Source organism: Paracoccus sp. (in: a-proteobacteria), assembly GCF_046462195.1.
Lineage (GTDB): Bacteria > Pseudomonadota > Alphaproteobacteria > Rhodobacterales > Rhodobacteraceae > Paracoccus.
The window spans coordinates 1-9,271 of sequence record NZ_JBKGUN010000014.1 but is presented as its reverse complement, the minus strand read 5'-3'; the positions used below and the strand labels follow the sequence as shown (position 1 = coordinate 9,271).

General features: G+C 64.7%; 8 protein-coding genes. 5 read left to right on the top strand and 3 right to left on the bottom strand.

Annotated elements, in window-relative coordinates:
* Together ACLHHB_RS01105 and ACLHHB_RS01100 are read left to right on the top strand one after the other, a co-directional pair.
* Positions 1–666: cbb3-type cytochrome c oxidase subunit I (locus ACLHHB_RS01105; RefSeq protein WP_410216434.1), on the top strand; the 666-nt coding region annotated here is incomplete at its 5' end.
* Positions 582–1,184 carry a DUF2244 domain-containing protein gene (locus tag ACLHHB_RS01100; protein WP_410216433.1) on the top strand — a complete coding sequence of 201 codons (603 nt, stop codon included), beginning with the start codon at positions 582–584 and terminating at the stop codon, positions 1,182–1,184. The genes ACLHHB_RS01105 and ACLHHB_RS01100, both read left to right, overlap by 85 nt.
* A gap of 10 nt (positions 1,185–1,194) precedes the next feature.
* Here ACLHHB_RS01100 and ACLHHB_RS01095 read toward each other — a convergent pair whose 3' ends face one another.
* Both ACLHHB_RS01095 and ACLHHB_RS01090 read right to left on the bottom strand, forming a co-directional pair.
* Positions 1,195–1,386 carry a DUF3008 family protein gene (locus ACLHHB_RS01095; protein ID WP_410216432.1) on the bottom strand — a complete coding sequence of 64 codons (192 nt, stop codon included), beginning with the start codon at positions 1,384–1,386 and terminating at the stop codon, positions 1,195–1,197.
* Between the two features lie 43 nt (positions 1,387–1,429).
* Positions 1,430–1,891, bottom strand: coding sequence for a GatB/YqeY domain-containing protein (locus tag ACLHHB_RS01090; RefSeq protein WP_410216431.1), 462 nt, complete (start codon positions 1,889–1,891; stop codon positions 1,430–1,432).
* Between the two features lie 152 nt (positions 1,892–2,043).
* On the opposite strand from ACLHHB_RS01090, the gene carA reads away from it, so the two are divergent.
* The gene (gene carA / locus ACLHHB_RS01085; protein ID WP_410216430.1) at positions 2,044–3,192 is read left to right on the top strand and encodes a glutamine-hydrolyzing carbamoyl-phosphate synthase small subunit; all 1,149 of its coding nucleotides are present in this window, start codon (positions 2,044–2,046) and stop codon (positions 3,190–3,192) included.
* A 97-nt stretch (positions 3,193–3,289) separates the two neighbouring features.
* On the top strand, positions 3,290–5,401 hold the full coding sequence (locus ACLHHB_RS01080) for a glycosyltransferase family 2 protein (RefSeq protein ID WP_410216429.1): 2,112 nt from the start codon (positions 3,290–3,292) through the stop codon (positions 5,399–5,401).
* Here the strand turns inward: ACLHHB_RS01080 and ACLHHB_RS01075 are convergent.
* Complete coding sequence (locus ACLHHB_RS01075; protein WP_410216428.1) at positions 5,398–8,199, bottom strand: glutamine-synthetase adenylyltransferase; 2,802 nt, start codon at positions 8,197–8,199, stop codon at positions 5,398–5,400. The genes ACLHHB_RS01080 and ACLHHB_RS01075 overlap by 4 nt on opposite strands.
* Before the next feature lie 219 nt (positions 8,200–8,418).
* Between ACLHHB_RS01075 and ACLHHB_RS01070 the strand changes: the two genes are divergently transcribed.
* Entirely contained in the window at positions 8,419–9,258 is an 840-nt protein-coding gene (locus tag ACLHHB_RS01070; protein WP_410216427.1) for an arginyltransferase, read from the top strand.
* Positions 9,259–9,271 lie beyond the last annotated feature (13 nt).

Sequence of the window (9,271 nt, the reverse complement as noted above, 5' to 3'; positions counted from 1 at the left end):
AGCTACTTCATGCTGGCCACCATGACGATCGCCGTGCCCACGGGCATCAAGGTCTTCTCGTGGATCGCGACGATGTGGGGCGGCTCGGTCGAGTTCAAGACGCCGATGCTCTGGGCCTTCGGCTTCCTGTTCCTGTTCACCGTGGGCGGCGTCACCGGTGTTGTGCTGTCGCAGGCGCCGCTGGACCGCGTGTATCACGACACCTATTACGTCGTGGCGCACTTCCACTACGTGATGTCGCTTGGTGCGGTCTTTGCGATCTTCGCGGGCATCTATTACTGGATCGGCAAGATGTCGGGTCGCCAGTATCCCGAATGGGCGGGAAAGCTGCATTTCTGGATGATGTTCATCGGTGCGAACATCACCTTCTTCCCGCAGCACTTCCTGGGCCGTCAGGGCATGCCGCGTCGCTATATCGACTATCCGGTCGAGTTCGCGATGTGGAACAACATCAGCTCCTGGGGCGCCTATCTGTCCTTCGCCTCGTTCCTGTTCTTCATCGGCATCATGGCCTACACCCTGCTGGCTGGTAAGCGCGTGACCGAGAACAACTATTGGAACGAGTACGCCGATACGCTGGAATGGACCCTGCCCTCGCCCCCGCCCGAGCATACGTTCGAGCAACTGCCCAAGCGCGAGGACTGGGACCGCAATCCGGCCCACTAAAAGGAAAAGGTCCGTCGATGCCGTATCGCTGGACAGAAACAACGGCCCCGGATGCATCCGGGGCCGTTTTGCGTCACCTAATCCTGTGGCCGCACCGGTCTCTGCCGCGGCGCGGCTTTGTGTGGTTCATTGCATCAACAGCGCTTTTCCTGTCACTGCCAATGCTTGCGGTTCTGGGAACACAAGTACTGTGGGGGCTGTTGCCCTTCATGGCACTGGCCGTCGGTGGGGTCTGGCTTGCCATCAATGCCAGCTATCGCAGCGGACGCATGCAGGAGGAGCTTGTCCTCAGCCGAGACCGGCTCAGCATCACGCGCCGCGATCCGGGGCGGCCGGATCGCGAATGGCAGACGAACAGTTATTGGGTGCGGGCGATCCTGCGCAAGGGACCGGTCGAAAGCTATCTGACGCTGACCGACGGGCAGCGTGAAATCGAACTGGGGGCCTTTCTGACTCCAGAAGAGCGTCGCAGCCTTTGCGATGAGCTGACACGGGCCATCGGCCAGAACAGGGCCTGAACGACAGCCGTCACTCCTTGTCGACAGCACGGTCAGGAAGATCGTCACCATCAGTCGAGGCAAGTTGTTCGAGTTCAGCTTCCGACATGCTGTAGTACATATCCTTTGCTGCAGCCTGCAGGTCACCGACGTCGGTTTCGCCACGCTTGGCTGACAGGGCCGCACCGGCGGCATGTTGTTGGGCTCTTGATCTGGCGGGCATGAATCACCTCCTGCCCGCCCAACGCATCCACCCTTGCCCGGGTTCAGCCCAGAAGGCGGTCCTTGACCATGGGACCAACCGCCCCAAAATCCATCTGCCCCGCATGACGATCCTTGAGTGCGGCCATCACGCGGCCCATGTCGCGGATACCGGAAGCATCCAGATCAGCAATGGCCTTGCCGATCGCGGCCTGGGTCTCGGCGTCGCTCATCTGGCGGGGCAGGAACTCCTGAATGACGCCGATTTCCTCTTCTTCCTTGGCGGCCAGTTCCAGACGGCCCCCTTCTTCATAGGCCTTGGCCGATTCCTGACGCTGCTTGACCATGCGGGACAGGATCACGATCAGGTCGCCTTCCGTCAGTTCACCATCCCCGTCGCCACCGCGGGCCGCGATCTCCCGGTCCCTCATGGCGGCGCCGATCAGGCGCAGCGTGGACAGTCGGGCGCTGTCCTTGGCCTTCATCGCTTCCTTGGTCGCAGCTTGCAGCCGGGCGCGCAGTTCCATGATCTGTCTCCATCAGGCGCGAAAGACGCCGGAAAGACTGCGATCTAGGCCGTGCAGCCCCTGAATTCAAGCCGCCTGCCGTTGCCGCTTCGGCTTGACCTTGGAGGCCGCCCCCCCTATTCACCGGCTGATTTCATACCAGAGGTGCCGATATGGCTGCAAAACCGACCGCCTGCCTGGCGCTTGCCGACGGAACAGTCTTCTATGGCCAGGGCTTTGGCGCCCCGGGCGAGGTCGTGGCCGAGTTGGTCTTCAACACGGCCATGACCGGCTATCAGGAGATCATGACCGATCCTTCCTATGCCAGCCAGATCGTGACCTTCACCTTTCCCCATATCGGCAACACCGGCGTCACCCCCGAAGATGACGAGGCGATGGATCCGATGGCCAGCGGGATCGTCGTGCGGTGGGACCCGACGGAACCTTCCAACTGGCGCGCTGCAGCCGAACTGACCCAATGGATGGCGCTGCGCGGTCGTATCGGCATCGGCGGCATCGACACCCGTCGCCTGACCCGCGCCATCCGGCAGCAGGGCGCCCCCCATGTTGTTCTGGCCCATGACCCCGAGGGAAATTTCGACATCGAGGCGATGGTTGCCCGGGCCCGCGAATGGCCGGGCCTGGTCGGGCTGGATCTGGCCCGCAGCGTCAGTTGCGCCCAAAGCTACCGCTGGGAGGAAGGCGCCTGGGCCTGGGGCGCAGGCTTCGGCACATCCCCCGAGGCCAAGCCTTTCAAGGTCGTGGCGCTGGATTATGGCGCCAAGCGCAACATCCTGCGGTCGCTCGTGGCGCATGGGGCCGAAGTGACGGTCCTGCCCGCCACCGCCACCACCGAAGAGATCATGGCCCACGAACCCGAAGGCATCTTCCTGTCGAATGGTCCGGGGGACCCGGCGGCAACCGGCGAATATGCCGTGCCGATGATCCAGGGCTTGCTGGAAAAGGACCTGCCGATCTTCGGGATCTGCCTAGGTCACCAGATGCTGGCGCTGGCCTTGGGGGCCAAGACAGTCAAGATGAGCCATGGACATCACGGAGCGAACCATCCGGTTCGCGACGTGGAATCGGGCAAGGTCGAGATCACCTCGATGAACCACGGTTTTGCCGTCGATTCCCAAAGCCTGCCGGCCGGTGTCGTGGAAACCCATGTCAGCCTGTTCGACGGCAGCAACTGTGGGATCCGCTTGCAGGATCGGCCGGTCTTCTCGGTGCAGTACCATCCCGAAGCGGCCCCCGGCCCACAGGACAGCCTTTACCTGTTCAAGCGCTTCACCGACTCGATGCGTGATCGTCGCGGATAGGACGTTGCCCCTTGGTCAAGCCTGACCAAGGGGCTTGCTTAACTTGCTGTTAAGGTTTGGCGTGCAAGGAAGGACCAACCCCAGACGGGAGTCACCCTTGTCCCAGCCTGCGCACCTGCCCCTTCCCGGCTGCCCCGATTTACAGGGGGACGACGCGCCTGTCGTCTTGCGCGGCGCGACCCTCGCATCGCGCAGCAGCGTGCCGCTGGGGCAGATCCTGCTGGAAGACGGGGCCGTCACGCCTTCGGACCTGATGAAGGCCAACCTGATCCGCGAACGTCAGGATGCGAACCTTGGTCAGATTCTTCTGGCCCAAGCCATGGTGACGCCTGCCGCAATGGCACGCGCCTTGGCCCGGCAGTGGCGCACCACGGCCATCGACCCGCATCAAACGTCGCCCGATCCCCGATTGATCGATTTGTGCGGGGCGGGCTTTTGCCTGACCCACGGCATCCTCCCTTGGCGACGTATTGGCGGCGTGACATGGATTGCCACTGCCCGGCCGGAACGGTTCGAAGCGCTTCTGCCCCACCTGCCGCCCCGCTTCGGCCATGTGCGGATGTTGGTGTGCAGCGAGGATCAGGTTCAGGACGGCATCCTTGGCTCGTGCCGCCTGCGCCTGATCCGCGAGGCGGAAACGCGCGTCCCTGCGGCAGAAAGCTGTCGCACGCAGAACCATGCCAGCACCAGTTTGCTGGCCTGCGCCGCCTTCATCCTGCTGGTGCTGGGCACGGTTCTCGCCCCGGCCTGGATCGTGGCCCTGCTGACCCTCTGGGCATCGGCGACGCTGATCATGCAAAGCGGGCTCAAGCTGCTGACCTTCGTGGCCGCCCGACGGGCTCTGGCCGAACAGGCCGACATGGCGCCGCTTCAGGACCATCGGCAACCGGCCCAGATCCAGGAGTCTCTGCCCCTGATCTCGATGATGGTGCCCTTGTTCAAGGAAGAGCATGTCGATCACCTGGTGGCGCGGCTGTCGCGGCTGGACTATCCCCGTCGGCTGACCGACCTGCTGCTGGTCATCGAGGATGACGACGAGGTGACGGCAGCCGCCTTGCGGCGGACCAGGCTTCCCCACTGGATCCGGGTCGTCACGGTGCCGGACGGGCCGATCAGGACCAAGCCGCGCGCCCTGAACTATGCGTTGAACTTCTGCCAAGGCGAGATCGTCGGCATATGGGATGCCGAGGACCGGCCGGATCCCGACCAGCTTTACAAGGTGGCGCGCGGGTTTCGATCGGCGCCCGCCGATGTGGCCTGCCTGCAAGGCGCGCTGGATTACTACAACCCGCGCAGCAACTGGCTGGCGCGCTGCTTTACCATCGAATATGCCGCCTGGTTCAGGGTGCTGCTGCCCGGCGTGGCGCGGCTGGGACTGGTGGTGCCGCTGGGAGGAACGACGCTGTTCTTTCGCCGTCCCCTTCTGGAACAGGTCGGCGCCTGGGACGCATGGAACGTGACCGAGGACGCCGATCTGGGCGTTCGCCTGGCCCGGCGCGGCTATCGAACCGAAATCATCGAAACGACCACCGACGAAGAGGCCAACTGCCGCGCGCTGCCTTGGATCAAGCAGCGTTCGCGCTGGCTCAAGGGTTATGCAATGACCTGGGCTGTCCACATGCGCAACCCCGTGGCACTCTATCGCGACCTTGGCGCGTGGCGGTTCTGGGGTTTCCAGGTGCAGTTTCTGGGGGCTTTGTCGCAGTACCTTCTGGCCCCCGTGCTGTGGAGCCTCTGGCTGCTGGCTCTTGGCCTGCCTCATCCCGTCCGCGGCCCGCTGGAGGCGGTTCTGGGGGGATGGTCCGGTCTGATCCTCTTCGGACTGTTCATGGCGTCGGAAGCGATCGGCATCTTTGTCGGGATGCGGGCGGTCCGGGGCAGCAAGCATCGTCACCTGCTGCCATGGGTGCCGACACTGCATTTCTATTTCCCGCTTGGCTGCCTGGCCGGCTGGAAGGCGATCTATGAGGTGGTGACCAAGCCGTTCTATTGGGACAAGACCGCCCACGGCCTGTTTGCCGAAGCCCCCGAGTTGCAGGAAAAACCGGCCGCCCCGCCTGCCGGTCTGGTGTCGATCCCGGTGCTGGGGCAGATCGGCGGACGATCCTTGTCGGAGGTCGCGGCCCAGCTGCAGGAAAAGGCCGAACCGGGCAAGGTCTCCAGCAACGGCGCTCCTGCGGTTGAAGTGCGTCAGGCCGCCAGCGGCTAGGACGCCGGATGATCCGCAGTCAGGCCTGCCTCGATCAGGCCGGCGGTGGTGGCGATCTCCTGGGTCAGCCGGGCCTTCAGCGCGTCAAGGCTGTCCACCCCCACCTCGCGCAGCAGGAACTCCTGTCCGCCGCGCCCGATCACGTCCATCTCCAGCGCCTGGTCGGTCAACAGCCTCGAGGCCGCGTGCAGCCGCCAAAGGAACCGCCAGGCCGAGCCGAGCCGCGCAACCTCCTCCTTGTCCAGCAATCCTGCCCGCTGCCCGGCACGCAGTTGCGCCAGCGAGGAACGTGCCGGATCGGCAGCCCGCAAGGCACAGGACTGTGCCAGCAGGTCGATGTCCTGCAGCCGCCCCGGCCCCTGCTTTGCGTCCCATGCACCGCCCGGAGCCTTGGCCGCAAACAGGCGGGCCCGCATTTCAGCCAAATCAGGCAGCACGCGCGCGTCCCTGCCCCGCTCCTGCAGGATGCCGAGCCGCAGCGTCTCGATCTGACGGGCCAGCGCCTCGGCGTCGCGGCCATGGTGCGCGACGGGTCGGGCGCGGGTCAGGGCCAGATGCTCCCATGTCCAGGCCTCGGTCATCTGATAGCTTTCAAAGCTCTGGATGGCGGTGGCGACGGGGCCTTGGCGGCCCGAAGGACGCAACCGCATGTCGACCTCGTAGAGACGGCCCTCGGCAGTCAGGGCCGACAATGCCGTCACCATCGCCTGCGTCAGGCGGGCATAATAGGGCCGCGCGGCCAAGGGCCGTTTTCCGTCCGACGCATCGGCACCGTCGGCATCATAGATCACGATCAGATCCAGATCGGATCCGGCGTTCAGCATCCGCGCGCCCAGCGAACCCATGCCCAGAACAACGGCTCCACGCCCGGGAGCGGCGCCATGGCGTTGCGCGAAATCCTGTGACGTGATCGGAAACAGCGAGGCGACGCAGGCTTCGGCCAGATCGGCATACTGGCCTGCGGCCTCGTCCGCGTCGATGAGGCCGCGCAGGTGGTGGACGCCGACACGGAACTGCCATTCATGCGCCCACCGCCGCGCCGCGTCCAGCGCGCGTTCGTAACCGCCTCCGGGGGCCACCAGCGCCCGTTGCAGAACCCGGTCCAGTTCCGTGGCAAGGTCCGGCTTGCCCGGCCACGGGGCAAAGAAGCTGCCGCCGATCACACCGTCCAGCACCGCGGGATGACGGGCTAGATAATTTGCAAGCGCCGGGGCCGTGCCGCAGATGTCGACGATCAACTCGATCAACTGCGGATTGGCGTCGAACAGCGAGAAGATCTGTACACCCGCAGGCAGCCCGGAGAGGAAGCTGTCGAATCGGGCCAAGGCCTCGGTTGGATGCCCGGACCGAGACATCCGGTCCAGAAGCGGCGCCTCGATCCGGTGAAAGATCTGCTGCGCGCGGTTGGAACGCAGGGCCGGATAGTCCTGCCAACGGGCAATGACCGCCGCCGATTCCTCGGACAAGGGCGGACGTTCGGCCTGCACCTCGCCGGGTGCGAAGAAACGCTCCGTCAACTCATGGACGCGCGACAGGCGCGCCTTCAGCCCGTCGCACCATGCAACCGGATCACCCTCTCCCGAAAGGGCGGCAATGGTCCGCAGGCCATCGGGGTCCTTGGGCAGGTTGTGGGTCTGCGCGTCGTTCACCATTTGGATGCGATGTTCGATGTCGCGGTGCCGGCGGTAATGTTCGGTCAGCTCGGCCGCCACCTCGGGTGGGACCCATCCCTTCGCGGCCAGCGCGGCCAGACCGCCAACCGTGTCGCGGACACGCAGATCGGGATCACGTCCACCGGCAATCAGCTGGCGAGTCTGGGTAAAGAATTCGATCTCGCGGATGCCGCCCTGCCCCAGCTTCATGTTGTGGCCCGCCACCTCCAGCCGACCCCCCAAGCCCTTGTGGTCCCGGATGCGCAAGCGCATGTCATGGGCGTCCTGAATGGCCGCGAAGTCCAGATGCTTGCGCCAGACAAAGGGCCGAAGCTCGTTCAGGAATCGCTGGCCCGCCGCAATGTCGCCCGCCGCCGCGCGGGCCTTGATGAAAGCGGCGCGTTCCCAGGTGCGCCCCTCGGCCTCGTAATAAGCCAGCGCCGCCGCAGTCGAGATGCAGACCGGGGTGACGGCCGCATCGGGGCGCAGTCGCAGGTCGGTCCGAAAGACATAGCCGTGTTCGGTCACGTCGGACAGGGTTGCCGCCATCTTGCGGGTGGCGCGGATCAAGGCCGCGCGGGCCTCCATCTGATCGTCTTCGGCATAGGCCGTTTCGTCGAAAAGCACGATCAGGTCGATGTCGGAACTGTAATTCAGTTCGCGCGCGCCGCCCTTGCCCATCGCCAGCGCAAAGATGCCGCCCGCATCGGCCGCGGTCGGAGGAAGCTTGCCGCGCCTGACCTCGGCCGCGACATGGGCGCGCAGGGCCAGATCGACGGCGCGATCGGCAAGGTCGGACAAGGCGCCCGTCACCTGCTCCAGCGGCCAGACGCCGCCCAGATCGGCCAACGCCGCCTGCAGCGCGACCCGCCGCTTGGCCCGGCGAAGCGCGACCGACAGGGCCGCCGGATCGAGATCCTCGAGCCCTTTTGTTTCCCGCAACACGACATCGTCATGGTCCAACGCGTCCGGCAGCCATTCGGCCTCTTGCCGGACAAGGCCCGCCAGATAAGGGCTGCTGCCCGCAGCTCCGGCGATCAGATCGCGCAAGGGCACCGGAATGCGAGGAAACAGGGCTGCCACATCCGCCGCACGGGCGGCGTCCATGGCCAAGGGGGATCGGGTGATACGGGACGCAAAGCTCATGCCCGTCACCTTAGTTGCTGGCCTTGCGCAGTCAACGCATCCCCACGGAGGCTTTTGTCAACCATGATGAACGGATCACGCGGCGTTACCGTTTTCCATGCTTGGCCTGTCATGGAATCGTTGCTAGGCTTCGCGCAGCCGACTGACCCCCTCCTCCGGAACCCGCAGCACTTGCATGATCACCCGTGACCTGAACAGATGCCGCAAGAGGGGCGCCTGATGCGCCATACCTTGCCCCATGCGCCGCAGTTCTATGTCACGGCCCCGCAACCATGCCCCTATCTGCACGGCCGGGCCGAACGCAAGCTGTTCACCGCCTTGCAGGGGGACAATGCGGCGGATCTGAACAACGCCCTGTCACGGCAGGGATTCCGGCGGTCGCAGAACGTGCTGTACCGGCCCAGTTGTGAAAGCTGCGTGGCCTGCATGTCGGCGCGCATCCGTGTCGCGGACTTTCTCCCCTCGCGCACGCAGCGCAGGGTCAAGACACGCAACGCGGCGCTGAAGCGGCTGGCCACCAGCGCCTGGGCGACCGAGGAGCAGTTCGAGCTGTTCCGCCGTTACTTGGATAGTCGCCATGCCGATGGCGGAATGGCCGACATGGATATTTTCGAATTCGCGGCAATGATCGAGGAAACCCCGGTCAAGACGCGCGTGATCGAGTATCGCTGCAGCGACGATGCCATTCCGGAACTGGCCCCGGGGGACGACCATCTCGCGGCCGTCTGTCTGACGGATGTGCTGGATGACGGATTGAGCCTTGTCTACAGCTTCTACGATCCGATCCTGCGTCCCGCGAGTCTCGGCACCCACATCATCTTGGATCATATCGAGATCGCGAGGGCGGCGGGCCTGCCTTATGTTTATCTGGGTTACTGGGTGCCGGGCAGCCGCAAGATGGACTACAAGGCGAAGTTCGACGCGCTGGAAATCTACAAGGGAGGCGTGTGGCAGGACATTGGCAATCCCCAAAGCCATTCCAACGAGGCCCATCCCCTGTCAGTTGATCCCATTGTCGAACAGGTGGCACGAATCGCCCTGCCGCAGTTCGACAGATAGAATCGAGACGCGA